The 26,936-nt window shown below is 54.6% G+C and carries 25 protein-coding genes and 1 tRNA gene; 7 read left to right on the plus strand and 19 right to left on the minus strand.

Annotated features, from left to right (window positions below):
• Positions 1-3 precede the first annotated feature (3 nt).
• Both ACR8BF_RS06450 and ACR8BF_RS06455 read right to left on the minus strand, forming a co-directional pair.
• On the minus strand, positions 4-198 hold the full coding sequence (locus ACR8BF_RS06450) for a hypothetical protein (RefSeq protein WP_313697937.1): 195 nt from the start codon (positions 196-198) through the stop codon (positions 4-6).
• 149 nt (positions 199-347) lie between these two features.
• Positions 348-458, minus strand: a complete 111-nt coding sequence (locus ACR8BF_RS06455; protein ID WP_218928044.1) for a response regulator — start codon at positions 456-458, stop codon at positions 348-350.
• 168 nt (positions 459-626) lie between these two features.
• Here ACR8BF_RS06455 and apbE point away from each other — a divergent pair, with 168 nt between their 5' ends.
• The 3 genes from apbE to ACR8BF_RS06470 all read left to right on the plus strand — a co-directional run bounded on the left by apbE (position 627) and on the right by ACR8BF_RS06470 (position 4,065).
• Complete coding sequence (gene apbE, locus ACR8BF_RS06460) at positions 627-1,676, plus strand: FAD:protein FMN transferase ApbE (protein WP_434745739.1); 1,050 nt, start codon at positions 627-629, stop codon at positions 1,674-1,676.
• A complete protein-coding gene (gene alkB / locus ACR8BF_RS06465) occupies positions 1,676-2,317 on the plus strand; it encodes a DNA oxidative demethylase AlkB (protein WP_292992121.1) in 642 nt (213 codons plus the stop codon). Before apbE ends, alkB begins: the two co-directional genes overlap by 1 nt.
• 95 nt (positions 2,318-2,412) lie before the next feature.
• A complete protein-coding gene (locus ACR8BF_RS06470; RefSeq protein WP_179895238.1) occupies positions 2,413-4,065 on the plus strand; it encodes a multidrug ABC transporter permease/ATP-binding protein in 1,653 nt (550 codons plus the stop codon).
• Positions 4,066-4,257: 192 nt separating this feature from the next.
• On the opposite strand, the gene ACR8BF_RS06475 is transcribed toward ACR8BF_RS06470, so the two are convergent.
• From ACR8BF_RS06475 to ACR8BF_RS06500, 6 genes are all read right to left on the minus strand, one after another.
• Positions 4,258-5,922 carry a carboxylesterase family protein gene (locus tag ACR8BF_RS06475; RefSeq protein WP_434745740.1) on the minus strand — a complete coding sequence of 555 codons (1,665 nt, stop codon included), beginning with the start codon at positions 5,920-5,922 and terminating at the stop codon, positions 4,258-4,260.
• 257 nt (positions 5,923-6,179) lie between these two features.
• A complete protein-coding gene (locus ACR8BF_RS06480; RefSeq protein ID WP_434745741.1) occupies positions 6,180-6,896 on the minus strand; it encodes a 4'-phosphopantetheinyl transferase family protein in 717 nt (238 codons plus the stop codon).
• A 68-nt stretch (positions 6,897-6,964) separates the two neighbouring features.
• The gene (locus ACR8BF_RS06485; protein WP_003854174.1) at positions 6,965-7,168 is read right to left on the minus strand and encodes a hypothetical protein; all 204 of its coding nucleotides are present in this window, start codon (positions 7,166-7,168) and stop codon (positions 6,965-6,967) included.
• A 441-nt stretch (positions 7,169-7,609) separates the two neighbouring features.
• Positions 7,610-7,686 (minus strand) — tRNA-Pro (locus ACR8BF_RS06490).
• Between the two features lie 73 nt (positions 7,687-7,759).
• A complete protein-coding gene (yejM, locus tag ACR8BF_RS06495; protein ID WP_434745742.1) occupies positions 7,760-9,514 on the minus strand; it encodes an LPS biosynthesis-modulating metalloenzyme YejM in 1,755 nt (584 codons plus the stop codon).
• A 22-nt stretch (positions 9,515-9,536) separates the two neighbouring features.
• Positions 9,537-9,764, minus strand: a complete 228-nt coding sequence (locus ACR8BF_RS06500; protein ID WP_010248348.1) for a YejL family protein — start codon at positions 9,762-9,764, stop codon at positions 9,537-9,539.
• A 158-nt stretch (positions 9,765-9,922) separates the two neighbouring features.
• On the opposite strand from ACR8BF_RS06500, the gene yejK reads away from it, so the two are divergent.
• Positions 9,923-10,927 carry a nucleoid-associated protein YejK gene (yejK, locus tag ACR8BF_RS06505; RefSeq protein WP_179895242.1) on the plus strand — a complete coding sequence of 335 codons (1,005 nt, stop codon included), beginning with the start codon at positions 9,923-9,925 and terminating at the stop codon, positions 10,925-10,927.
• A gap of 119 nt (positions 10,928-11,046) precedes the next feature.
• Here the strand turns inward: yejK and rplY are convergent, their stop codons facing one another.
• Together rplY and ACR8BF_RS06515 are read right to left on the minus strand one after the other, a co-directional pair.
• The gene (rplY, locus tag ACR8BF_RS06510) at positions 11,047-11,331 is read right to left on the minus strand and encodes a 50S ribosomal protein L25 (protein WP_179895243.1); all 285 of its coding nucleotides are present in this window, start codon (positions 11,329-11,331) and stop codon (positions 11,047-11,049) included.
• A 176-nt stretch (positions 11,332-11,507) separates the two neighbouring features.
• Entirely contained in the window at positions 11,508-13,262 is a 1,755-nt protein-coding gene (locus ACR8BF_RS06515; protein ID WP_179895244.1) for a DEAD/DEAH box helicase, read from the minus strand.
• A 155-nt stretch (positions 13,263-13,417) separates the two neighbouring features.
• Here ACR8BF_RS06515 and rsuA point away from each other — a divergent pair, with 155 nt between their 5' ends.
• The 3 genes from rsuA (at position 13,418) to ACR8BF_RS06530 (ending at position 15,996) form a co-directional block, all read left to right on the plus strand.
• A complete protein-coding gene (gene rsuA, locus ACR8BF_RS06520; protein ID WP_314984485.1) occupies positions 13,418-14,137 on the plus strand; it encodes a 16S rRNA pseudouridine(516) synthase RsuA in 720 nt (239 codons plus the stop codon).
• A gap of 49 nt (positions 14,138-14,186) precedes the next feature.
• On the plus strand, positions 14,187-15,383 hold the full coding sequence (locus tag ACR8BF_RS06525) for a Bcr/CflA family multidrug efflux MFS transporter (RefSeq protein WP_292992127.1): 1,197 nt from the start codon (positions 14,187-14,189) through the stop codon (positions 15,381-15,383).
• Positions 15,384-15,675: 292 nt separating this feature from the next.
• Positions 15,676-15,996 carry a hypothetical protein gene (locus ACR8BF_RS06530; protein WP_179895247.1) on the plus strand — a complete coding sequence of 107 codons (321 nt, stop codon included), beginning with the start codon at positions 15,676-15,678 and terminating at the stop codon, positions 15,994-15,996.
• Here the strand turns inward: ACR8BF_RS06530 and yejF are convergent.
• The 9 genes from yejF to yeiP all read right to left on the minus strand — a co-directional run bounded on the left by yejF (position 15,983) and on the right by yeiP (position 26,808).
• Positions 15,983-17,587: a microcin C ABC transporter ATP-binding protein YejF gene (gene yejF, locus ACR8BF_RS06535; RefSeq protein ID WP_292992128.1), complete on the minus strand. Its 1,605-nt coding sequence runs from the start codon at positions 17,585-17,587 to the stop codon at positions 15,983-15,985. The genes ACR8BF_RS06530 and yejF overlap by 14 nt on opposite strands.
• Positions 17,588-18,610, minus strand: coding sequence for an ABC transporter permease (locus ACR8BF_RS06540; RefSeq protein WP_313697916.1), 1,023 nt, complete (start codon positions 18,608-18,610; stop codon positions 17,588-17,590).
• Positions 18,607-19,701, minus strand: a complete 1,095-nt coding sequence (locus ACR8BF_RS06545) for a microcin C ABC transporter permease YejB (protein WP_434745743.1) — start codon at positions 19,699-19,701, stop codon at positions 18,607-18,609. The genes ACR8BF_RS06540 and ACR8BF_RS06545 overlap by 4 nt, the downstream gene beginning before the upstream one ends.
• Before the next feature lie 11 nt (positions 19,702-19,712).
• Positions 19,713-21,521 carry an extracellular solute-binding protein gene (locus tag ACR8BF_RS06550; RefSeq protein WP_314984480.1) on the minus strand — a complete coding sequence of 603 codons (1,809 nt, stop codon included), beginning with the start codon at positions 21,519-21,521 and terminating at the stop codon, positions 19,713-19,715.
• 43 nt (positions 21,522-21,564) lie between these two features.
• Positions 21,565-23,127 (minus strand): cyclic di-GMP phosphodiesterase, encoded by a 1,563-nt coding sequence (locus ACR8BF_RS06555; RefSeq protein ID WP_314984479.1) that lies wholly within the window; start codon positions 23,125-23,127, stop codon positions 21,565-21,567.
• A gap of 222 nt (positions 23,128-23,349) precedes the next feature.
• The gene (gene mepS, locus ACR8BF_RS06560) at positions 23,350-23,925 is read right to left on the minus strand and encodes a bifunctional murein DD-endopeptidase/murein LD-carboxypeptidase (protein WP_179895253.1); all 576 of its coding nucleotides are present in this window, start codon (positions 23,923-23,925) and stop codon (positions 23,350-23,352) included.
• A 512-nt stretch (positions 23,926-24,437) separates the two neighbouring features.
• The gene (locus ACR8BF_RS06565) at positions 24,438-25,145 is read right to left on the minus strand and encodes a phosphatase PAP2 family protein (RefSeq protein WP_179895254.1); all 708 of its coding nucleotides are present in this window, start codon (positions 25,143-25,145) and stop codon (positions 24,438-24,440) included.
• A 46-nt stretch (positions 25,146-25,191) separates the two neighbouring features.
• Positions 25,192-26,160 (minus strand): CobW family GTP-binding protein, encoded by a 969-nt coding sequence (locus ACR8BF_RS06570; protein ID WP_179895255.1) that lies wholly within the window; start codon positions 26,158-26,160, stop codon positions 25,192-25,194.
• A gap of 75 nt (positions 26,161-26,235) precedes the next feature.
• Positions 26,236-26,808: an elongation factor P-like protein YeiP gene (gene yeiP, locus ACR8BF_RS06575; RefSeq protein WP_003854146.1), complete on the minus strand. Its 573-nt coding sequence runs from the start codon at positions 26,806-26,808 to the stop codon at positions 26,236-26,238.
• Positions 26,809-26,936 lie beyond the last annotated feature (128 nt).

Genomic DNA, 26,936 nt, shown 5'->3' on the forward strand with positions numbered 1-26,936 from the left:
CAGTTACGGCTGCGCTCCTGCGTTATTTTCCGGGCTTAGCACTTCAGCCTTTGGCCACTTCGTTGCTTCCGGTGCCGTTGTCACTGACGACATGACACTGCCGAATCGTGCCCCTTCAAACGCCACGCCTGCCAGAGTGAAGGCTGAAAAGCTCAGCCAGTGATGCCATGCTGACTGCCACTTCTGCGAATTTTTCATTCTGCACCTCTCAGAGATAAACACTGTTTCAACAGTGCAGAATTCATGCCAGCTTTACCGCTCTCACAGCCACAGACAATACGGCCGTTTTGATACACTTGCCGCGCGCGTCAGGGACAAGTTGCCCCAAACCGGTGCAGCTAAGCCTGTTACTGGCGCGGCCGTGAAGGGGTCATGTGACGATGACGGCGCTGTTCGACAACTTTATAGCTGCCGTAAACAAACAGGCCCAGGGCAACGGCGAGAATCATATAAATCATCTGTAGCTCCTTACTTTCATTAATGTTAATCGCCTCATCAGAGGCGGAATCAGGATAGATGACCGATGAATGCTCTCCTGGTTCACTAAAATATTCAACTTTATTTAAGTTAATTTACTGGGATTTTATGCTTCGTAGTGGCTATTAATAAAGTGTTACAAGCGAGGAATGATGCGTTATAAGATTAATCTGCTCTTTATGTCTGTTTTAATTCTGGTGGTGGCGGGCTGTAATGAATCTGCCCCGACAACCCCGATGGTGCTGGAAGGAAAAACCATGGGCACCGTCTGGCGGGTCAGCCTGGCGGGGGTGGAAAAGGAGCGCAAACCGATGCTGCAGCAGCGGATTCAGCAGCTGCTGGACGCGGATGATGCTGAGCTTTCAACCTGGAAGCCAGACTCCGTGTTATCGCGCTTCAACCAAAGCCGTGACCTGTCACCGCAGCCGGTGAGTGAAAACATGGCGGATATTGTCACGACCTCACTGCGGATTGGCCGTAAAACCGGCGGGGCGATGGATATCACCGTCGGGCCACTGGTCAATTTATGGGGCTTTGGCCCGACGAAACAGCCGGTCCACACGCCGGATGCGACACAGATTGCTGCCGCCCGTGCGCAGACCGGGTTGCAGCATTTGCGGGTGTTGCAGGGCGCAGACGGAGAGTGGCTGCAGAAAGATCTGCCGGACCTCTATGTCGACCTCTCGACGGTGGGTGAGGGCTTCGCCACCGATCATCTGGCACGACTGATGGAGCAGCTCGGCATCAACAACTATCTGGTGTCGGTGGGGGGCGCCGTGCTGAGCCGTGGTCTTAATGCGCAGCAGCAGCCATGGCGGGTGGCGATCCAGAAACCCACCGATCGCGAAAATGCGGTTCAGGCTCGCGTCAGTCTGCAGGGACACGGTATCAGTACCTCTGGCAGCTATCGCAACTATTATGAACTGGACGGCAAACGCATTTCCCATGTGATCGATCCCGTTACCGGACGGCCCATTGAGCATAAACTGGTTTCCGCTACGGTGATCGCCACCACGGCGCTGGAAGCGGATGGCTGGGATACCGGACTGATGGTCCTCGGCACTGAGAAAGCCAAAGCGCTGGCGACACAACAGCATCTGGCTGTCTATCTGATCAGCAAGCAAGGCGATAAATTTGTCGGCTGGATGTCGCCGCAGTTTGCTGCTTTCCTGATCCCCACTGAATCCGGAGAACCCTGATGTTAGATCTTTTTAGTGAAGAGCAGCCCTGGCAGGAGCCGCTGGCTGAAGGTGCCGTAATCCTGCGGCGTCGCGCACGTGAGGATGCAGAGATGCTGTATCAGCAGATACTGGCGATTGCCGATCAGAACCCGTTTGCCCATCGCATTACGCCCGGCGGCCATCGCATGTCGGTGGCGATGACCAACTGCGGCGATTTTGGCTGGTCGGTGGATTCACGCGGTTACAATTATCAGCAGCAGGACAACCTCAATGGCCGCAAATGGCCGCCAATGCCGCCGCTGTTTCGGACTCTGGCGCAGCAGGCCGCGGCGGAGGCGGGATTCCCTGGCTTTAATCCGGATGCCTGCCTGCTTAACCGCTATGAGCCGGGTGCGAAGCTGACGCTGCATCAGGATAAAGATGAGAAAGATCTGCACCAGCCTATCGTTTCGGTGTCGCTGGGTTTACCGGCGGTGTTTCAGTTTGGCGGCTTCGAACGTGGCGACAGCACCCAGCGTGTGCTGCTGGAACATGGCGATATTGTGGTGTGGGGCGGGCCGTCGCGCCTGCGTTACCATGGCATCCTGCCGCTTAAGCCAGGCATTCATCCGCTGGCCGGAGCCTGGCGTTATAACCTGACATTTCGTCGCGCCTTTTAACTCACCACGCCAGCAAAGGCGAGGTGAGAATAACTATTGCTATCATTTGGCATCCCATTACACTGCAGGCTGTTTTTTAGCTGATGGATGCCTGCATGACGTTGTTAAGCGTTGTTTTTCGCCAGTTCCGCTGGCCTTTTATCGGGGTGATTGCGCTGACGTTGTTAAGTGCCGTGCTGGGTATTGGCATGATCGCCTTTATCAACCGCGAAATGATTGTCGCCATCAACACCTCTTTTGCGGTCCTGCCGCAGTTCCTGTTGCAGCTGGTGGTGTTGATGGCCGTGACACTGGCCTCTCAGCTGGCGCTGACGATGCTTGGCCATCAATTTGTCTGGCGACTGCGCGGCGAATTTATCAAGCGTATCCTCGATAGCCGGGTCGAACGCATCGAGCAGCTTGGCAGTGCGCAACTGCTGGCGGGACTGACCAGCGACGTGCGGGCGATTACGCTGGCCTTTGTCCGCCTGCCGGAGCTGTTTCAGGGCGTTATCATTACAATCGGCTCAGCCATCTATCTTGCCTGGCTGTCGCCAAAAATGCTGCTGGTGACCAGTGTCTGGCTGGGTGTCACGCTGGTGGGCGGCTGGATGCTGGTCTCGCGGGTTTATCAGCACATGGCAAAGCTGCGTGAAATCGAAGATAACCTCTATCGCGATTACCAGACGGTGATTGAAGGACGCAAAGAGCTGCAGCTTAACCGCTCGCGCGCGCAGCAGGTTTACGACACGGTTTATCAGGAAGATGCCCGTGCCTGGCGTCACCATATTGTGCGTGCCGATACTTATCATCTGAGTGCGGTCAACTGGTCAAATATCATGACCCTGGGCGCTATCGGCATGGTCTTTTTTATGGCTAACAGCCTGGGCTGGGCCAATACCGCTGTCGCCGCGACCTTCTCTCTGACGCTGCTGTTCTTACGTACGCCTCTGCTCTCTGCGGTGGGCGCATTACCCACGTTGCTCAGCGCCCAGGTCGCCTTCCGTAAGCTCAATGCCTTTGATCTTGCGCCTTATCAGGCAGGGTTCCACACGCCATCGGTGTCGTCAGACTGGCAAACCCTGGAGTTGCGCGACGTCTCTTTTCACTATGGTGACAACGGCTTTCAGGTCGGCCCGATTAACCTGACGCTGCGCCGGGGCGAACTGGTGTTTCTGATTGGCGGCAACGGCAGCGGGAAATCGACGCTGGCGATGCTGCTGACCGGGCTTTATCAGCCTCAGTCCGGCACGCTGCTGTTGGATGGCAAGCCGATAACGGCTGACGCGCTTGATGTCTGGCGCAGCCAGTTCTCGGCGGTCTTTACCGACCTGCATCTGTTTGACCGGTTAATCGGGCGGGAAGGGATTGCGGCCAATCCGGCGCTGGTGCAGCAGTGGCTGGAAAGACTGAAGATGCAGGATAAGCTGAAGATTGAAGGCAATAAAGTGCTGAATCTGCGGCTCTCTAAAGGACAGAGTAAGCGACTGGCGCTGCTGCTGGCAGTGGCAGAAGAGCGCGATGTGTTGCTACTGGATGAGTGGGCGGCGGATCAGGACCCGCATTTCCGGCGTATCTTCTATCGTGAGCTGCTGCCATGGTTACAGCAGGCGGGTAAAACGGTATTTGCTATCAGCCATGACGATCACTACTTCATCCATGCCGATCGGCTGCTGGAGATGCGTGAAGGCCAGTTAACGGAGCTGACCGGTAATGAACGCGACCTTGCCACGCTCGACTCAGTTAAACGCACGGAGACCGGGCTTTGACGGCAGATGGCAAAACGCAGCAGCTACCGTGTTAAGTTCCGTGCAGGTCGCTGAGCACTGTGTCTAAGCGTCAGCTGCAAGCTGCCGTGCTGCATACGCAGTACATCACGCATAACAGTCATGGATGGCAGGTCATCTACAGTGCGGTCGATGAGTGAAAATTGGCCTCCTGCCAACGCAGGAGGCCGCGGATTAGCGGGCGAAATGTTGATCAAGCGGTGCGCTGAACCAGCGATTGTTCAGTACGTCTTTGATAACACTCTTTTTGTCTGCAGCTGACAGGGCGTTGTCCTGCTCAATACGGGTGAGAATATCTTTATAGCTATAAGTCTTATTGCTCATGTAGATAATGGCTTTCTGCTTGTTAGCATCCATCACCAGCAGTGATTGCCCCGCCGCGGCATTTTCCGGCGTCCATTTCTTCCATTCCGGAAGGGTCTGATCGTTTGGTGACCCTGTTGCCAGGAAGTTTTTAATGTAGGAATTAAAAGATTCACCTAATGCCTGAGAGCCTTTTAGCTTCAGCGCATCCTGTGTAAATTCAGCATACTTATTTTTATCCCAGAAAGGCATAAATACGCCGTGAAAAGAACCGATGGCGGATAATTTATCACCCGTGACAAACGCATCCGTGCCATATCGGAACTCCATGCCATACAGCGGCGCGTGATAATTTTTATACATCACCTCAGCAGACTGATTAACATTAAACAGGCTGTATAGCAGTCCGCCATAATGATTCGCAAAGGTGTATTTATTCAGCAACGGGGTGTTGTTTACAAGCGCACCTTCTTTTACTTGTGTTGCAAACATAGGGTCGTTACGGGCGAAGAAAGAAAACTCCTGTTGTCCTGTGGCCATGATGGCAGGGACGGCATTATAGTTTTTTGTCTCAAAGCCATCCTTCGGGATCACCACACCATCGCGGTAGAGATGCGGAAATTGATTCATGCGAATCCCCGCATCGCCAAAAAGCATGGCCAGATCTGCTGCCGGTAGCTGATAAAGAAAATGACGTACCTCTGGTGAGCCTGACAGGAGCCAGGTTTTCGCCGCGTCGGCATCCGGTTTAATCCCCTGTTTGACGACCAGAGGTGCCAGTCTTTGTGCGAAAATGCTTTCCGCTTCATGTTTGTCAGAGGTGGTCATGCCACCACTGAAAACAATGGCTTTGTTGAAAGTGTTTTTAAAATAGGGCGATATAAGCATCGCCATCACGTCTCTGCCACCCGCTGAAAATCCGGAAACGGTAATATTATTGCTGTCACCACCAAAAGCCGGAATATTGTCTTTGATCCACGCCAGCGATTGTTTGATGTCGAGTAAGCTGTAATTCCCGGAATCATCCAGTGGGTTGCCATCGTTCAGGGCTTTCAATGGATTAAAGCCGAGTGCGCCAAGACGGTAGTTTACGGTGACAATCACGGCATTGTATTTTTCAGCGATAAACGCCGGCGCGAACTCAGTGGAACTGCCCAGCTGATTATTGCCACCATGAATATAAACCAGCACCGGAAGCGGTTTGCTGCTCTCTGTCGGGCGATAGATATTGAGATTCAGGCAATCCTCTTGACCTTTGGCTCCGTCCGGAGAAACCTGGATACAGTTTGTGGCGGGCCGGGTCGCATCGAAAACAGTTTGCCATGCGTCAGGGGAAATCGGTTTTTTCCAGCGCAGTTCTCCGACCGGTGCTTTTGCATAAGGAATACCGGTCCAGGACAGCGTATTTTGATGCTCTGCGCCTTTGACTTTGCCAGAGTGCGTCGTAATTTCAGGGGAGATATTTTGCGCAGTGGCTGATGAGGCAAGCAAAAAGAGTAAAAATGCCGGGGACAATCTGAACAGAGAATTTTTCATGCGAATCGTGTTCCAGGGAAATATTTCTTATACATGAAGTGTCGCAATACCCACGCATGTCTGGCTCACAAAACAGGATAAATCGAGCCATTATCGCGTGTTACTGTTTTTTGGCGGTGAAATATGCCTGTCGCTGGCAGAACGCATCGACCCTGTTGTGCCTCTGCTTATTGTGAATTCTGTTTTAGTGGTGGTCGCTAATCACCACGCAGTGTCAGACCCAGAAAAAACAGACTGGCGTCCTGTTTAGCCGCTTTTTAAAGCCGATGGGTGATCTGCGTAATCACCTGATTATCCCGCCACATAAACTTCCCCTTCAGTAACGTTCCCGGCGTAAAACGCCCACCGAACTCCTGAGTCAGTCGCAGTGTCGCGCACTGCTGCACGAAATCTACCGACACCAGTGCTGCATCCAGGAAGTCCATCGGTTGATGCAGCTGTGGCCACAGCGCTTTGAAAAGGCTCTCTTTAAGGGAGAAGAGCAGGGTAGCGGCTTCATGGAAGGAAACGGGCAGCGTCCGCAACAACTGCTGTTCCTGCTCATTCATCAACAGCTCAGCCGTTTCCTGTGCCGTCGTCTCCGACATGAACCGCTCGACATCGACGCCGACAGCGCAGGGCTGCCGGGTTGCCGCCACCACGACAATGCCTGCACTGTGTGACAGTGACGCCTGAATACCAGCGGGCCAGCAGGGGGAACGATCGGGCGCGTTGGTCAGTGTGAAATCAGCAATCCCCAGCTCTGCCATTACTGACCGGACCAGCAAACGGCTGGCGAGATATTCAGCGCGTCGTTTACTGACAGCCTGCTGCAGTCGGGCGGGTAATGGAATACCCCATTCGACAGCCAGCGCATCATGGTAATTTTGCGGATCAAAGTGACTCACCGCGAGTAAAGGATCGCTGCGGTTAAGGTGAGCGGAAAGGATAAAGCCGCCTGTGAGAGGCGGCAGCGGCAGGTCGGGATAGCGCATGCGAAACCATTTAAGCCAAAAAGGCATTAAATCAGGCGCAATGGATCAGGGCAAGCAGCCCGCCGGAATCAGTCGTTGGGAGGAATGGCAAAACTCTTTAGAGAAACAACGAAATGGTGGTGACCCCTGCTGATGCGTGCACCCCGGTCGCACCAGTGGCTTGCCAGACGAAAGAAGTCGTCGCTGCCAATGTCATACGCCAGTTCCACTTTGCTAATGCCTGAATGCAGTAACGCTTCCGCATCTTTCAGGCTTTTCGCTTTGATCGCCATAAAAATTATCCGTCAATTTGTGGGGATTTCAGGGTAGGCATTTTCTGTGACATTTTTGTTTCAGTTTGATGAATAAGCGCAGCCGGTAGCCAGTTTTGTGAGGCAGATCAGATTATGATGCAAGGGTTAACCTGCTGATTGTAAAAGAAATGTTAATGGGCGCGCAGGACTAATCTGAATGTTAAACGGAGGGGGTAAGCTGACATAGAAAGGCCGCGTCAGACGCGGCCCCGTGGGTTACTTCTGGTCTGGCGGGGAAGGTTGCTTATCGCCGGACTCGGGTGCTTCGGTTGGATCGTCTTTTTCAATAACTGTCATAAACTCTCCTCTTGTTACCCACACATTTTCAAGTATAGATCGGATTGCGGGAGGTGCGAGGAAAGTTAAGATTTGATGACAGAAACGAAAAAAGCAGCCATTCAGGCTGCTTTTCAGGGAATTTGGTCGGCACGAGAGGATTTGAACCTCCGACCCCGGACACCCCATGACCGTGCGCTACCAGGCTGCGCTACGTGCCGAACACTGGAGGATTAGTCTACTGGTTATCTTCATTAATGCAAGATACCTGCCGACTATTTGCCTGATAATTAATCAGTTAGCGATGAATCGCTTCTCCTCCGTTAATACCTGCAACAGCAGTGCCAGTTCGGGCTTGTGATCTTTCAGCGCGTTGCCCTGCGCATCATAGGCGCGATAGCTGCCGTTGTTGTTGAGCACCAGCGTCACCTGCGGTGTGGTAATCACCAGTTTGTTATCTTCGCTGCTGGCGACCCAGTCATGGCGACGACGCGCAGCAAACAGATCTTCACCCTGCGAGTAGTTCACCGGATTGGTGCGCACATGCAGCAGGCGCTGCATCAGCGTTGCCATCACATCCTGATGATCAGAAAGGCGATCAACGGTCTGTGCCGGGGTATCAGGCCAGTGAATCACTAAGGGTACCTGCAATGTCTGGCGGTTTCCGGCGCTGTCAGGATCGCCATCCAGTGCCAGTCCACGCTGCGCGGTAATAACTACCACGGTATTCTTCAGTAAATCACGAGCCTGCAGGCTGTTGAGCACGGCATGAATCTGCTCATCAACGCCTGGCGCCTGGCGCAGATAACTGCGCTGACGCGCTTTAGCATTGTCGCCGGTAACATCAGGACCGTTCAGGGCAATCCAGGAGAACCACGGAGCCTGTGAACCCTTCTGTTTCTCCAGCCAGTTCTGCCATTGCGCCACGGTGCTGGCGTTGGGCTGGCTGGTTGTCGGCGGCAGTGAATAGTCGGTCAGCAGCGCCTGGCGGTACAGCGGCGGATTAAAGCCTTCAGAGGAGAACAGGCCAAACTGATAACCCTGAGTGCTCAGCGCGCCCAGCAGGGCTGACGGCGTTCGGGAGGCAAGAATACCGTTCATGTAGCTGGAGGAGATACCATAGAACAGGCCAAACAACCCTTTCTCTGGCGTATCCCCCGCGCTGTAGTGCTGGGTAAAACGCACATTCTCGCTGGCGAACTGATTCAGTTCCGGCAGCGCTTTGGCGAGCGTCGCGTTGTTCAGACCATCGACTGTCAGTACCAGCAGGTTATTGCGGGTACCGGTATCGCGGAAAGTAATGTCGCTCAGTGGATACTCTACGGCCACCGCTTCCGGGTCGCCCTGCTGAATCAGCCGACGCTGATACTCCTGCGCATCCAGCAGACCGTGACGCTCAAGGAAGCGGCGGGCAGTCATCGGATAGGAAAGCGGCAGATTGGCGCGCTGCATGGTAATCGGGCGATAGAAGTTGGCATCAGCCCAGATATACATCACGTGGCTGGCAAAGAAGGCACTGATAAACAGGGCGGCAACAGGCTTACCAAACGAGCGGCGATTCAGGCTGCGCAGCTTCTGCCAGCTCCAGGTCGCAAACAGCATTTCGACCAGAAAAATCAGCGGCACGCTGATAAACATCAGCTGCCAGTCGCGCGCCATCTCGCTCTGATCGGGGTTAATCACCAGCTCCCACACCACCGGGTTAAGGTGCAGGTGGAAGCGGCTGAACACCGCACTGTCGACCATCACCAGCGTCAGCCCGGAGGTCGCAATAACGGCGGATAACACCCGCATCAGCCGTTGCGACATCACCACAAAGGTCAGCGGGAAGATAATCAGCAGATAGGCAGCAAAAACGACAAAACTGAAGTGGCCAACCCAACTGGTATAGGCGTAGATACGCCCCGCCAGCGAAGAAGGCCAGTCGGCAACCAACAGGTAGCGACTGCCTAAAATCAGCGCGAATAAGATGTTAAACAGAGCAAACCAGTGCCCCCAGCTAATCATCTGGGAAACTTTTTCGCGGTAGCGCTGCCGGTTGGTTACCATATTATGAAGTCAAATCAGCCAATTAATGGGCGTTATCGTCACGCACTGATGCCTGAAGGGCATCGGCGAAAGATCGTGCCAGAGAACGACGTTGTGCCGGGGCGACATCGCTGTTAATTAAGTTGGTCACCATATTTCCCAGAACCATCAGAGAGAGATCGGTGGGGGCCTTATCCTTGTGCAGGATTTGGGCCATTTCCGCGAGGAGTTGTTCCACGCGTTCGTCACTGTAACGGGATGATTGTGCCATATCGTCGTCTAAGCTCATTTCAAAAGGCGATATATTACCGGAATAGCGCACTTTTTACCGCAATTTTATCGAAAGCAGCACGTTCGCTTCACGCATAGAGTTGAAAGCCGATGCTGGCGGTGTTTGAATACGCGCCTGTGCTAAAAGGAGAGTCTACCATGAGTCTGGATATCGACCAGATTGCCCTGCATCAGTTAATCAAACGCGATGAAAACCAGCTTGAACTGGCGCTGCGCGATTCGCTGCTGCCTGCCACCAACACGGTTAACGCGATGGTGGAGGAGTTACACCGGGTTTACAGCGCAAAAAGCAAAGCCTATGGCCTGTTCAATGCCGGGAGTGAACTGGCAGAAGCGCTGCGTAATTGTCGTAAGGGCAACGATGATTTTCTCGCTTTTAGCCGTGCTGCGACCGGCCGTCTGCGCGACGAGCTGGCAAAATATCCGTTCGCTGAAGGCGGCGTGGTGCTGTTTATACACTACCGCTATCTGGCGGTGGAATATCTGCTGATTGCAGTGCTGAACAGCCAGTCCAGCATGCGCGTCAATGAGCAGATGGATATCAGCAGCACCCACTATCTCGACATCAATCATGCCGACATCGTGGCGCGTATCGATTTAACCGAGTGGGAAACCAATCCGGAATCGACCCGTTACCTGACCTTCCTGCGCGGCCGCGTCGGACGTAAAGTGGCTGACTTCTTTATGGACTTCCTCGGTGCCGAAGTGGGATTAGACACCAAGGCGCAGAACCGCGGTCTGTTGCAGGCTGTCGATGACTACTGCAACGAATCCGAACTGGATAAGCAGGAACGGCAGAACTATCGCCAGCAGGTCTATAGCTACTGCAACGAGCAGTTGCAGGCGGGCGAGGAGATTGCGCTGGAAGATCTGTCGAGCGAACTGCCACCGCTGGGCGAAAAAACCTTCCAGGCTTTTACTCAGGAGCAGGGCTACGAGCTGGAAGAGAGCTTCCCGGCAGATCGTGGTACGCTGCGCCAGCTGACGAAGTTTGCCGGAAGCGGCGGGGGACTGACCCTGAATTTCGATGCGATGTTGCTGGGCGAACGCATTTTCTGGGATCCAGCCACGGACACCCTGACGATTAAGGGCACTCCCCCTAATCTGCGGGATCAGCTCCAGCGCCGTACCAGCAGCAAATAAAAAAGCCGGGATTAGCCCGGCTATTGTTCCCTGACACGTCGGTTAATGTCGTCTGTCAGGGACAAAATAAAAGGGCCGGTTTCGCAACCGGCCCTTTTACCTTTCAACGTAATTCGCGATTAAGCGCGAACGAAGTCGATGTGGAACAGTTTTGGCTTGAACGGGTGACGCTGAACAGCCTGAACTTTCACTTTAGTTTCTTTACCGTCAACTGACAGGGTCAGCACTTCGTCGTAGAAACCTGGCTTAGATTGCAGGTTCATTACGGAGTCGTGATCCAGGTCGATGGCAACAGCCGCTTCAGAACCACCGTAGATGATGGCCGGGAAACGGTTTGCTAAACGCAGGCGGCGGCTCGCACCCTTACCCTGCTCTTTACGTTCTACTGCATTGATAGTGAGCATTAATATATCTCTTCATTTAAATCCTGCTACAGGCGACCCAGTAACAGGCAGGTTATTCAATACCGCTGATGCACATGCAAAAGCGGGCGGCAGTATAGCCCTTATGCAAGGTCGTAGCAAACGATATACCCGCTGGCGGGATTCAGCATCCGGTCAGACCTGCCTCACATCACCGATCAGCGCAGCTCATTGGCACGGCGATAGCGGCCCTGATAATCGAACATTTTCTCACGGATCTGCCAGAACTGGCCTTTAGCACGCGCGACGACAAAGTCGGGATGACGCAGTAGCGGCTGCAGTGCCAGGACGTCAGCGGCGGTCTGCCAGCCCAGCGGTACGCCCGGCGCGCGCTGATGCGGCCGCATAAAGAGCTGTTCAAACGCCTTACGCTGGGCTGGCGTCTGCAGACGAAAGCGTTCGCTGACGCTGGTGCCTTCCTCGTCGTAATAGGTCGCCTTCAGCCATTCGCCTTTAGCGTCGCTGCCCTGTTCAAGTGTCATGCCGCCACAGCGCAGCACCAGTGCATCTTTCAGTTTCAGCGCCGCTTTAAGCATATCGTCGGGATCGACCAGGATTTTGTCGCACTGGTGACAGCGCCGGGCAGCAATATCATTCTCAGCACCGCAGTCAGGGCAGCTTTTAAAGCGGAAGCGAAAATCACACTGTTCGCGCTCGCCCTCATCATCTTCCAGTACGCCCTGACAGCGTCGGCCAAAATGCTCGATCACCATGCCATCTTCGGTCGCCTTGCCCCAGAAGGTGTTGGCGAAACCGCAGGCGGGACAGAAAACCTGAACGGGCTGATTGTCGCTGGCCCCTTTGGGGGCGCCGACTTCGGGGGTAAAGAGATCGTGCGGATTACCCGCGTAATCGAGGATCAGGCAGTCGGTTTTACCAGGCGAAAGCCGCAGGCCGCGTCCGACGATCTGCTGATAGAGGCTGACCGACTCTGTCGGGCGCAGGATCGCAATCAGATCCACGTGCGGAGCATCAAACCCGGTGGTCAGTACCGCCACGTTTACCAGGAATTTCAGCTGCTGCGCTTTAAACGCCAGTATCAGTGCATCACGCTCTTTGGCTGGCGTGTCGGCGGAGACCAGCGCGCTGTTTTCTGGCAGCAGTCGCAGGATTTCACGCGCATGCTCCACCGTCGAGGCGAAAATCATCACGCCCAGTCTATCTTCGGCGAACGCCACAATCTGCCGGATAATATGGGGCGTGACGCGCTGCTGCTGTTTCAGTTCACGGTTAAGATCGGCTTCGCTGAACAGGCCGTTTGACTGTGCCGTCAGGCGGCTGAAGTCATACTGCACCACTGGCATATCCAGCCGCTCCGGGGGCACCAGAAACTGATGCTTGATCATGTAGCGCAGCGGCAGTTCATAGATACAGTCGCGGAACAGCGATTTTTCGTCGCCGCGCACCATGCCGTGATAGTGGAACTGGTAAATCCAGCCCTTACCCAGCCGGAACGGCGTGGCAGTCAGGCCCAGTAAACGCAATTGAGGATTGTGCTGACGCAGATGATGAAAGATCTGTTGATACTGACTCTCTTTATCATCGCCGATACGGTGACACTCATCGACAATCACCAGCGAGAAGGCACTGTCGAACAGGTCCAGATTACGTGCAACCGACTGCACGCTGCCAAACACGACTTTGCGTTGACTCTCTTTGCGCTGAAGTCCGGCGGCAAAGATATCCGCCTCCAGCCCGTAGGCCTGATATTTACTGTGGTTCTGCGCCACCAGCTCTTTGACGTGCGCCAGCACCAGTACCCGGCCACGCGCCAGCCGTGCCAGCTCGGCAATCACCAGACTCTTTCCGGCACCGGTCGGCAGCACAATAACGGCAGGTTCCTGATGACGACGGAAATGCGCCACGGTGGCATTCACCGCATCCTGTTGATAGGGGCGTAAGGTAAAAGACATGTTGCTCACTTTTGTATAACTGGGGGTAATTATGCCATGAAAGTGCGGTAAACGCGCTGTCAGGCTGGCGCGGATCACGTTATACTTCCCGCACATTTTCAACGGTTAACCAGGCCGTTTCAGATTCCCTCCGCAGTAACAGGCAAAACGAATTCATGCGACTCGACAAATTCATCTCTCAGCAACTGGAAATCAGCCGCGCCATCGCTCATCGCGAGATCCGTGGCCAGCGTGTCACCGTTAACGGGGAAGTTGTACGCGATACTGCGTTCAAACTGCTGCCCGACCACGAAGTGGTCTATGACGGCAACGTGCTGCAGATGCAGACCGGTCCACGCTACTTTATGCTGAACAAACCGCAGGGTTACGTCTGCTCAACCGACGATCCCGATCATCCCACCATCATCTATTTCATTGAAGAGCCGATGTCATTCAAACTGCACGCAGCAGGACGTCTGGATATCGACACCACCGGACTGGTGCTGCTGACAGATGATGGCCAGTGGTCACACCGTATTACTTCGCCACGTCATCACTGCGAGAAAACCTATCGGGTTACGCTGGAATCGCCGATCAGTGACGATACGGCCGCGCAGTTTACAGCGGGCGTGCAGCTGCACAATGAGAAGAGCCTGACGAAACCGGCACAGCTGGAGGTGATTACCCCCACAGATGTGCGGCTGACACTGAGCGAAGGTCGCTACCACCAGGTGAAACGGATGTTTGCAGCCGTCGGCAATCGTGTCATTGAGCTGCATCGTGAACGCATTGGTGACATCGTGCTGGACGAGGATCTGGAACCGGGCGAATATCGTCCGCTGACAGAAGACGAGATCGCCAGTATCGGTCTGCCGAAAGAACTGCAGACCAAATAACCGGGCGGGCCAGGCGGCCCGACTCAGACTCATTCGTGCAGGAGATGGTGTGCGTAAGGAAAAGAACTCGCCAACAGGACTGGTGGTTATCCTCGGTCTGTTAGCCATGCTGATGCCGTTGTCGATCGACATGTATCTGCCTGCCATGCCGCAGATTGCGCGTGAGTTCGGGGTGTCAGCCGGTAGCGTGCAGATGTCGCTTAACCTCTACATTCTTGGTTTCGCAATTGGCCAGCTTATCTATGGGCCGCTGGCAGACAGCTATGGGCGTAAGCCGGTGATAGCCCTCGGCACCCTGATCTTCGCCTGTGCTGCTGCGGCCTGTGCGCTGTCGCAGACCATCGATCAGCTGATTCTGATGCGCTTCCTGCATGGACTGTCGGCAGCAGCAGCCAGTGTGGTGATCAATGCGCTTATGCGTGACAGTTACTCGAAAGAGGACTTCTCGCGCATGATGTCCTTTGTGATGCTGATTACCACCATCGCGCCGCTTCTGGCCCCCATTATCGGTGGCTGGCTGCTGGTGCTCTGGAGCTGGCACGCGATCTTCTGGGCGCTTGCGGGCGCGGCACTGGTGACCACCGTGCTGGTGACCACGCAAATCCGCGAAACCCTGAAGCCGGAGCAGCGACAGCGTTTTCATCTGCGCACTACGCTCGGCAATTTCGTGACGCTGTTTCGCCACAAACGCGCGTTCAGTTACATGCTGTCGAGCGGTTTCTCGTTTGCCGGACTCTTTACCTTTCTTAATGCGGGTCCCTTTGTTTACATCGAACTGAATCACGTCTCACCGCAAAACTTTGGCTACTACTTTGGCCTCAATGTGGTGTTTCTGTTTGTACTGACGCTGATTAACAGCCGCGCCGTGCGACGCTTCGGCCCGGTGGCGATGTTCCGGCTGGGCCTGCTGATACAGTTCTGTATGGGAATCTGGTTGCTGATTGTCAGCGCCTTCAGTCTCGGCTTTGTGCCGCTGGTGATGGGGATCGCGATGTTTATCGGTTGCGTATCGATAGTCTCATCGAATGCGATGGCGGTGATCCTGGATGAGTTTCCGCATATGGCCGGAACGGCATCCTCTCTGGCGGGCACGCTGCGTTTTGGCGTGGGTGCTTTTGTCGGTGCGTTGCTGTCGCTGGTGAGTTTCAACAGCGCCTGGCCCATGGTCGGCACCATTGCGCTGTGCGCGACGATCTCTCTGCTGCTCTTTCTCTACGCTTCACGTCCCCGCACTGCGACCCGTTAATCGGGCGCAGTGGTTTCTCTCCCGATTGCCCGCCGCGATGAAGATTCCGCCGCTTTTGTTTCGTTATTGTGAAAATTTTTAGTTAAAAAAGTAATCACAATGCGTCTAAAATGATTGTTAACGGCGTTTGAACGCGGTACATATAGGCTGAAGTGCGATGTAAGTCGCAAAAATGCGCTTCTGGCCTCCGCAGGGCCAGGCCTGTAAACGCTGTCCGCACTCAACGGTGATCAACCCGCTTTCAGCCAGGCAGGTCGGTGTTGCGACATAAACTCATCCGGGGAAGTAAACTATGCTGCAACTTTCAATTGTGCATCGTCTGCCACAGCATTTTCGCTGGGCCAGCGATCGCCACAGTGCCATCGAATCCGATGACCTGACGCTGGATGAGCAGGATTTCGTTGCGCTGCGATTAATCAGCCATGATGGCATGCCGGCGTGGGAGATTCTGCAGCAGTTAAAAGAGGTCCTGGCGGGTATTCAGGTCGATTGCAAAGTGGCCGAGTGCGAAGGGCAGCCCTGTCTGTTCATTCAGCGTCGTGATGAAAGTGCCACCAACTGCTGCCTGAAAAATCAGGGCGTAGCGATTGCCGAAACCTTTATTGCAGGCTGATGTGCGCCGACTGCAGTAGCTCGCGGGTATACGCCGCTCCGGGTGAAGTAAACAATCTTTCACACTCTCCCTGTTCCACCACTTCTCCCTGACGCAGCACGATGAGCTGATGACACAGGGCGCGAACCACATCCAGATCGTGACTGATAAACAGATAACTGAGCTGCCGTTGCTGCTGCAAGCGACGTAACAGCGTCAGGATCTGCTTCTGCACCGTGCGATCCAGCGATGAAGTCGGCTCATCCAGCACCAGTAACTCCGGTTCCAGAATCAGTGCCCGTGCGATAGCAATACGCTGGCGCTGACCGCCAGAAAATTCTGCCGGATAACGATGGCGACTTTCCGCTTCAAGCCCGACTTCCTCCATCACCGCGATGACCCGCTGTGCCTGCTGCGCACTGTTCAGTTCTGGCTGATGCACCGCGAGACCTTCAGCAATGATTTGCTGCACCGTCATACGCGGATTAAGCGAAGAATTCGGGTCCTGAAACACCACCTGAATGCGCTGACGCAGAGGCAATAACTGACGGCGCGACAGCTGATGCAGCGGCTGGTCATCAAACCAGACCTCGCCGCGTGAGCTAATCAGCCGCAGCAGCGCCAGGCCGGTGGTGCTTTTACCCGAGCCGGACTCACCCACCAGCCCCAGACTTTCACCGCGCCGTAGGCTAAAACTCAGTCCGGAGAGCACCTGTTTTTCACGAGGCTGTCGGCCGAACAACCCGCGCCGTAGTGGAAAACTCACCTGAAGCTGCTCAACTCTGAGAATGACCGGCGCGTCTGCGGGCAGCGGCAACGCTTTTCCTTCCGGCTCGGCGGCCAGCAACTGCTGGCTGTAGGGGTGTTGCGGCTGGTTCAGCAGCGTCTGGCAGCGGTTCTGCTCCACAATGTGGCCATTGCGCATCACGCTGACGTTATCCGCCAGCTGACGCACGATATTCAGGTTATGGGTGATAAACAGCATGCCCATGTCCAGCTCCCGCTGCAGTTCGCGCAGCAGCGTCAGGATCTGTGCCTGTACGGTCACATCCAGCGCCGTTGTCGGCTCATCGGCAATCAGCAGCTGCGGCTCAGTCAGCAGCGCCATGGCGATCATCACCCGCTGGCGTTCTCCGCCGGAAAGCTGATGGGGAAAATCATTGAGCCGGGCCGCGGGCTGCCGGATGCCGACCCGATCGAGCACGCTGAGAATCTCACCGCGTGCCGCCGGACGACGCATTCCGCGGTGCAGCGATAACACTTCATACAGCTGCTTCTCCACGGTGTGCAGCGGATTAAGCGACACCATCGGCTCCTGAAAAATCATCGCGATCTGGTTGCCACGAATCCCTCGCAGTCGCTGCTCGCGGGCGCGCAGCAGATCTTCACCGTTAAACAGAATCTCGCCGCTGGGATAAACCACCGCAGCCTCATGCAGCAGTCGCATCACCGACAGCGCTGTAACGCTCTTGCCGGACCCCGATTCGCCCACCAGCGCCAGCGTTTCGCCCGCGTCGATGCGCAGTGATACCTCATTCACAACCTGGCGAAGCTGCTCGCCCTGACGAAAGGCGATCGAGAGATTGTTAATGGCAAGCAGTGGTATCGTCATTCAGGCTCCTTTGCCCGGATCAAAGGCGTCGCGTACCGCTTCGCCGATAAAAATCAGCAGCGAAAGCAGGATCGCCAGCGTGAAAAAGCCCGCCAGACCTAACCAGGGAGCCTGCAGGTTATTTTTACCCTGCAGCAATAATTCACCCAGCGAGGGCGAGCCCAGCGGCAGACCAAAGCCAAGAAAGTCGAGCGAGGTCAGCGTGGTAATCGATCCGCACAAAATAAACGGCAGAAAAGTCAGGGTAGCCACCATCGCATTGGGCAGCATGTGGCGCAGCATAATGCGGCCATCGCTGACGCCCAGCGCCTGCGCCGCGCGGATGTAATCAAAGTTTCGGGTGCGCAGAAACTCTGCCCGGACCACACTCACCAGGCTCATCCAGCCGAAAGCCACGGTGACCAGCAGCAGCCACCAGAAGCCTGGCTGGATGACACTGGAGAGAAGGATTAACAGAAACAACGACGGCATACCGGACCAGACTTCAATCATCCGCTGCCCAATCAGATCAATTCGTCCGCCGAAATAGCCCTGCACCGCGCCGACCACAATCCCGATGACGCTGGAAAGGAGTGTCAGCAGCACCCCGAACAGCAGCGAGATGCGCGTGCCGTAGAGCAACCGTGCCAGTACGTCGCCACCGTTTGCATCTGTGCCGAGCCAGTTCTGCGCAGAGGGCGGAGAGGGGAAGGGCACCTGAGTAGCAAAATTGAGGGTACTGTCGCTGAAACGAATCGGTGCCCAGAGAGCCCAGCCATTCTGTTCGATGCGCTGCCGCAGCCAGGGATCCTGATAATCCGCCGCTGTCGCCAGTACACCGCCATAGTCGGTTTCGCTGTAGTCAAACAGCAGCGGCACCGTCCAGCGCTGCTGGTAATGGACCAGCAGCGGCTTGTCATTGGCGATCAGTTCAGCACCCAGTGACAGGATAAAAATGATCAGAAAGATCCACAGCGACCAGTAGCCGCGCCGGTTATGACGAAAGCGCTGCCAGCGCTGTTGATTAAGCGGAGAGAGCGTCATGAGCGGCTCCCGAAATCGATGCGGGGATCGACCAGTGTATAGGTCAGATCGCTGAGGATATTCATCAGCAGTCCGATCAGCGTAAAAATATAGAGCGTGCCGAACATCACCGGATAGTCACGTTGCAGCGTCGCGTCATAGCCGAGCAGTCCAAGCCCGTTAAGCGAGAACATCACTTCGATCAGTACCGAACTGGTAAAGAACATGCTGATAAAGGTGGCAGGGAAGCTGGCAATCACCAGCAGCATCGCGTTGCGAAACACATGGTGATAGAGAATACGGCGCTCCGGTACCCCTTTGGCGCGCGCGGTCACTACATAGAGCTTGCGGATCTCATCCAGAAAGGCGTTTTTCGTCAGCATCGTCAGCGTGGCGAAGCCACCGATCACCGTCGCCAGTACCGGCAGGGCGATATGCCAGAAGTAGTCCAGCACTTTGCCATACCAGGGCAGCGTGTCGTGCTGCGCAGAGGTGAGCCCGCGCAGCGGGAACCAGTCGAGATAGCTGCCACCAGCAAACAGCACGATCAACATGATGCCGAACAGAAAGGCCGGAATGGAATAGCCAATAATGATAAAGGCGCTGCTCCAGACATCAAAGGCGCTGCCATCGCGCACCGCCTTGCGGATCCCCAGCGGGATCGACACCAGATAGATAATCAGCGTGCTCCATAGTCCCAGACTGATCGAGACCGGCAGGCTTTCCTTAATCAGCCCGATCACCGGGGCGCTGCGAAACAGGCTGTCGCCAAAATCGAAACGCAGGTAATTCCACAGCATCTCGCCGTAGCGCTGCCAGAGCGGTTTATCGAAGCCGTAACGCTTTTTAATCTCAGCAATCACTTCCGGATCCAGCCCGCGTGCGCCACGGTACTGATTATCGCCAGGAGTGAGATGACTGACGCTGGCGCGTGAACTGGCGCTCTCCGCACCGCTGCCGGGCAGGCCGGTTGTCTGGCCAAACTGAATGTTAGCCAGCGCCTGATCGACCGGGCCGCCGGGCGCGATTTGCACGATAAAAAAGTTAAGCGTGATGATCGCCCATAAGGTCGGGATGATCAGCAGCAGTCTACGCAGAAAGTAAGCGGCCAACGGTCATCTCCTTAGCGTTTGCTGGCCGGCAGGCGTCCGGCTTTGTTGGTGTCATACCACCAGTTTTCCAGCCCGGTGCTGTAGGCGGGCCTGCGGGCAGGGTGAGAAAACTTATCCCAGTACGCCAGCCGCTGTTCAGCGTTGTACCACATCGGGATCATATACGCATTCCACAGCAGCACCCGATCCAGCGCCTGAGCCAGCGGCCGCAGCGCGGCGGGATCCCCCTGGTGCGCCACAATCTGTTTCACGAAGTGGTCGACCAGCGGATCTTTGACCCGGGCGGTGTTCCACGATGAGGTGATGTAGTCGGATTGCCAGAAGATCTGCAGGCTGGAAGACGGGATCGGCATCGCTGAATAAACGGTGGCAACCATGTCGTAGTCACCTTCACGCAGTCGCCGCAGATACTGCGAGTTGTCGATCTGCCGCAGGTTCAGGGTAATGCCAAGTCGGGAAAGATTGTGCTGGAACGGTAGCGCCCAGTCGGTATTGGTGCCGCCGCGCAACAGCAACTCGACGGTGAACGGCTGACCGGTTTTGTCGTTTACGAGGCGGCGATTTTTAATCTGCCAGCCCGCCTGTTTCAGAAGCTCAAAAGCGGTTAACAGACTGGCGCGGTCATAGCCACTGCCATCGGTTTTGTGTGGCTGAAAAGGCTGGCTGAACAGCTCAGGCGGCAGTTGCGCGCGCCAGGGGTCAAGCAGCGCCCGTTGCTGTGCATCCGGCAGGCCGCTGGCAGCATACTCCGTGTTCTGGAAATAGCTGCTGGTGCGCTGCCAGGCACCGTAATAGAGCGCTTTGTTCATCCACTCAAAGTCGAACATCAGAGAGAAAGCCTGACGCACGCGGCGATCGTGAAACTGCGTTTTTTCATTGTTAAAAGCCAGCCAGCGGGTATCGATAGCGGCATCGTTGGGCGAAGTCTCTTTGACGATGCTGCCCTCGTCGAAATTGCGGCCGCGATACTGAGTGGCCCATTTCTTCGCTGAGGTCTCTTCGCGCAAGTCGTAAGCACCTGCCTTAAAAGCCTCAAACGCCACATTGTCATCCAGATAATAGTCATAGCGCAGGCGATCAAAATTAAAGCGCCCGCGATTCACCGGCAGATCGGCGGCCCAGTAATCTTTTACCCGGCTGAACTCAATAAACTGGCCCAGCTTCCAGCGGGTGATGCGATAAGGTCCGCTGGATAACGGCGGTGCGCTCAACGGCTCGTTAAACTTCTTATCATGCCAGAACGACCCGGCGATAACCGGCATCGTCAGTAAACCAAGCAGCAGATCTTTTTCCGGCTTCTGTGCCTCAATGCGTACCGTGAGATCGTTCAGTGCTTTAACGGTTACGCCGCGATAGGCGACGCGAAACTGGGGCACGCCCTCAGTCATGAATTTTTGAAAGGTGAACGCCACGTCGCGGGCGGTGATCGGTGTGCCATCCTGGAAACGAGCGCGTGGATTCAGATGGATCTCAATCCATGAAAAATCGCTGGCGTAGCGCGCCGACTCGGCAATCAGCGGATAATAGCTACCTGGTTCATCATCTGAGCTGGTGTAAAGTCCGTCATAAAGCGTGCCGGTATTAATGCCCGGATTGCCGCGTGAGGCATAGCGGTTGAAGTTGTCGTAAGTGCCGACCACCGCCTGAGTCAGGCTGCCGCCCCTGGGGGCGTCGGGATTGGCGTAGTCGTAATGACTGAAGCCAGGCGGATATTTCGCTTCACCGGCCTGAGTGAAGGCGTAGCTTTGCAGGACCGTCGCAGCCAGCAACGGGGTGCTGAACAGGCTGCACAGCAGCAGAAGTCCGTAACGAAACAGCATGCTCTCTCCTGTTAAATGCCCGTCATCTGCCGGGCGGGCCATGTCAGGCGTTATGATGCCGGAAATAGTCTATCAGCGTTTCTGGCCGCAGCGGACGGCTAAAAATGTACCCCTGCAAATGAGTCACACCTCGGTTAATCAGCCAGGCAGCCTGCTCGCCGGTCTCTACACCCTCGGCCACACTTTTCAGGTTCAGCTTCTTCGCCAGCTGCAGCACGATATCCAGTACCGGCGAGGTCTGATTATCATGACCGATGCTCTGAACAAAGCCACGATCGATTTTCAGGTAATCAAAGTTATAACGTTCCAGATAGATCAGCGCGCTGTGACCGGTACCAAAATCGTCAATGGCGATATGGATCTGCTGCTGATGCAGCCAGTCGAACAGTTCTCCGACGTTTTCGCCGCGCACCATAGCCCGCTCGGTGATCTCAAACACGTAATTAAAGTGGTCCGCAGGCATGGTATCAAGCCAGTGCAGCACATCCTGACGAAAGCGGTTATCAGCCAGATGCAGGGGCGAAATGTTGAGGCTCAGGCAGGCATGACGGGGAATGGTATGACACAGCAGGTGTGCATCACGGGAAACCAGCTGAAACAGATGCTGCGTCAGCGGAATAATCAGGTTTTGCGACTCGGCGTACGGAATAAACGCATCGGGTGGGATGGGCCCTTTGGTTGGATGAGTCCAGCGTAATAACGCTTCCATGCCATATGGCTGACCATCATGAGAGGTGACCAGTGGCTGATATTCAACGTGAAACTCGCCGCGCTTCATACCCTGGATCAGCTCTTTACCCGGACGCTGATAAACCGACAGCAACAACCAGCAGCCGCCAGCAACCATAAGCGACAGCAGAAGGCCGCACAGCACAATAGTCTGATAATCGGTGAACGCCAGCGTGGTGCCGTACAACACAAACTGCAGCGGATAACCTGTCAGCGCCTGCCGGACCAATGGCTGCGGCAGATTTGTATTCTCAATAACGCCGGCCTGCCAGCTGGTTAAGGCGCTGCGCTGGGCCATCAGTGCCATAGCGGTAATTTCCGGATGCCGTGACGCCAGCAGCTGATAGGGTGCCAGGGTAATATTGATCGTCGCGAATACGCCTGACTGCAGGGTACCGGGATTTTTAACCCATAATGCCAGCGCCGGTTTGTTTGGCTGTAACGGTGTGCCTGGCATCAGCTGTACATCGAAATCACGCGAAATATCACTATGAGGCGCAATGACATTAATCGGCAAATTAAAACTGCCGGTGGCCGAAGAGCAAAAGGCATTACCGTTATTAACCAGCAGGATAGCGCGAAGGTTGCCGGCAAAGGCGGCGCGTGAGGTGAGTTCACGATTAATGGTATGACAGGCAGTGTGGGTAAACGGAAGCAGGGGGCTGAGGGTATTGTTGAGCAGGCTGGAGAGCGTTTGCTGTAAGGCTGTGCGGCTCTTCTCCAGCAATTGCTGATGTTGTCGTTCGCGCTTCTGCCATGTCTGGTGAAGCGACAGTGCGGTAAATAAAATAAAGAATAAGCCGCCGGCCATCGCGCTACTCCATGCGATGCGGCGAGGATAGGTTGCATGGCGCCGTAGCGCCCCCGACAGTGGCATGAGGAACTTCCCCTGATCAAATTATTATTATGTTATTGCGCACGACTGCTTCGGTTTAAGCGACCGAGAATATAACGAGAGTGTCTGAAAAGTCTCGATATTAATCTGAATTACAATGCATTTAACTTATCTGTCTGCTGCCCGTAAAAATATGAGACGAAAAAAAACGCTGCATAAGCAGCGTTTCATGTTCTCTGGCTGAGAGAAGATCGAAGGTGATAATCAGGTCGGGTTACGACTTAATACACGGCGTCCTTCACGATAACGTTTTTTCCAGTAGTCATCATTAAGACTGGAGATCATGACGCCACTGCTGGTGGAGGCATGAACGAAGTTATCATTACCCAGGTAGATACCGACATGACGGCCCGTTGAACCGGCACGAAACATCACCAGATCGCCAGGACGCAATTTACCGCGGGTAATCTCTTTGCCGGTATCCTGCTGCTCAGAGGTCGAGCGAGGTAATTCTAAGCCAAATTGATCGCGGAAGGTGCGTTGTACAAAGGCGGAACAATCGATCCCGCGTTTGGTATCGCCACCGAGGCGATAGCGCACACCTTTCCAGACGGCGTATTGTTCCATGATGCGCGACTTAACGTCGACATTACGCACCATTTCTTCAAACTCATCCTGAGACGCCTGAAGTAAAAAACCATTGTGGTTGTTAACTTCATGATTCTCGTTATTCGCGTTCTCACTACTATGGGTACTGCTACAAGCTGAGAGGAGTGTTGCCAGTGCCAGGGCGGGCACGATCCGCAAGATATATCTCAGTATTGGTTGAGACTTGACCATTATTCAGGTTTTCCTTCGATTTCCTTACGACAAAATTGTCGCCAGCCAGATGACAAAACAGGGAGATTAATAAGCGCAACAGACTAAGACAAATCCTTAATTACTAAAATGTGTTAATGGACACATTTTAACGGTAAAAAATCCGAATTTTCTGCCGCTGTAGCCTCACTGCGACTGAGGTTAACTGATTACAGACGCCGTGGCGAGTGCTTTTAATCAATTTCATATAGGTTTTTTTGATGAGAATCAAACCGTAACACACTGACTACTTTAGCGACAATTGTGGTCAGATGATGAAGAGAACAGGGGGAGAAAGGGGCGCTAATTCAGGACATAGACCCTGTTTTTAGATATTTCGTTATTGACAGAGAAAGTGGGTGGATATTTAGCCTGCCAGCAGGGTCATAACCTTTTCTTTTCGTGATTTTAATTAGCAGGCTAATAGTGATTATCTGTTTTTAATAAGCGCTGAGGGTTAAGACCAGGGCGGTTTAACCGACAGCGCTTAACATTTACATCACGGGCTTATATTTGCCCGGTAATTTGCGATAAAACCAGTTAACCAGCACATCACTGGCAGGCGTTAATAGCCACCAGCTCAGACCCACTAATATCACTGACAGCGAACCGACAGCAATATCGGTAAACCAGTGTGCACCCGCCATGACGCGCGGCAGTGAAAATAGAATCACAATCGCGGCGGCAATTAAAAAACGGCTGAAGCCAAAATAACGCCATATAAAGCAGGCGAAAATAATCAGCATCATACCGTGGTCGCCAGGGAAACTGTCTTTGGAGGCATCTTTTGCGGGGATACCTGTCAGTTCACTGACGCGATGCACGTTCTCGAAGAACAGTGTCGGACTGGAATGTTTCACTGGCAGCAAATGCCCAAGCTGATTGAGTACCACTGCGGTAAGCAGCATAGTAATACCAATCGCCAGCATTCGTCGGCGCGCCTGAGGGGCTTCCCGCTGCCAGATCGACAGATAAAGCAGGCTCATCGCCAGCAATGACACCGCATCAAAACCACGGAAATTCGTGATGGCAACGATCAGCGCGAACAGCGGATGGGTGACCATCTGATTATTGAAGCCAAAGAAAACAGATTTATCGATGCCAAACCAGAAACCATGTTCAGGCGGCAGATACCACGAAAGAAATAGCACTATGCCCAGTGCATTAAGCAGCAGGATAGTAATGAGGCGGGTTGCACGCATAATCAAAAACTCATTATTAAAAAAATAACCGCCGACAATACCTTTCTTAGCGTAAACGGCACTTCAACAACGCCGATTGTAGCCGATTCCAGTCAGTCTGCTGAGAATGGATGATCTCAATGCGACTATCGGGTGGCGGTGAGGTGAGCGTTTCACTTTGCAGGTCTTTTGCCTGGCAGTTAATACGCATCGTGCCTTCTGCTGTGCGCATTACGCCTTTAATGCGATCGACCTGTGCCTGCCTGACCCATTCCAGTAGCGCGTCGCTATCAAAAAGCGTATCCGCATCGAACAGCCAGCCGCAGGCGCTATAACCCTGGCCGTGGTTCAGCGCCCGACGCCAGCGCGCCTCGCCATCCAGTCGTAACGCCGCCAGCCCACTCGCGTGATTGGCCGGATGATGATGATGGGGCACGGGAAGCTCGCGGGACTGATAAGGCGTATCCAGCAGGGAAAGGGGGATCTGACCAAATTCTGTTTCTATTAATGGACGCAGAGGCTGCATCTGTTGCTGCCAGTCAGCCAGGCGCAGGCGATCCTCTTCATCCCAGCAATCACGCTTATTGGCGATAATTATGTCGGCTGCAGCCAGTTGATCGCGAAAGTTTTCATTGGCAACGATACGCGGATCGGCGAGCTGGCGCGCATCCAGCAGTGTCAGGGTGGCGTTCAGTTGCAGCCACGCCTGATAAACCGGCGCACTTAGCATCTCCAGCACCTGACGGGGATGGCCCAGACCAGTAGGCTCGATCAGCAGACGATCGGGATTGCTCTTCAGCAGCATGTTCAGCCCGACCTGCATTGGCAGGCCATTCACGCAGCAGAGGCAGCCGCCAGGGATCTCTTTGAGGGTGGCTCCGCGATCGGCCAGCAGGGCGCCGTCGATCCCGATCTCGCCAAATTCATTCACCAGCACCGCCCACGTTTCTCCGGCAGGCCGGGCTGCCAGCAGATGGCAGAGCAGCGTGGTTTTGCCGCTGCCCAAAAAACCGGTAATCAGATTTACGTGTGTCATGGGACTGACTCCTGCCTGGGAATAGCGTGATAATGTAATACTATAACACTATCACGATCGGCAGCGTGTCAGGGGTTAGTCTGCACGGCCCATATAGCGGCGTTCAGCAATATGGATGCGGATGCGGTCACCGTTGCTGAGATATTCCGGCACCTGGATAGAGAGGCCTGTGCTCATCCCGGCTGGCTTGGTGCGGGCGCTGGCGGAAGCGCCTTTAATGCCTGGTGAAGTATCTACGATTTCCATATCCACGGTCTGTGGCAGTTCCAGCGCCAGCACCTGACCCTCCATCGTCAGCACATGAATGCCAGGAATGCCGCCTTCAGGGATAAACAGCAGCTCTTCTTCAATCTGCTCCTGTTTAAAGGAGTAAGGGGTGTAATCCTCATCATCCATAAAGATATATTCGTCACCGTCTATATAAGAGAAGGTCACGCTGCGACGGCTGAGCGAAATCGCATCAATTATCTCGTCGCCTTTAAAGCGTTCTTCGACTTTTAAACCGGTGCGGACATCGGTAAAGCGCATTTTATACAGAGTGGCGGCACCGCGTGCGCTGGGGCTCTGGACATCAATGTCTTTAACCAGCAGCAGTTTACCGTTGTGTGTGACGGCCATCCCTTTTTTGATTTCATTGGCTTTTGGCATTGCTGTTCTCGCTATCTTGAGAGTGAAGTGCGCGCAACGTTACCCGTGCCGGTGAAAACTGGCAATATGGCGGATGCGAAATTTTGTGTCAGGCTGCGGCTTTCATGGCAATTGCAGCCCCGGACTGC

The organism is Candidatus Pantoea rara (genome assembly GCF_051136265.1).
Classification (GTDB): Bacteria; Pseudomonadota; Gammaproteobacteria; order Enterobacterales; family Enterobacteriaceae; genus Pantoea; species Pantoea rara.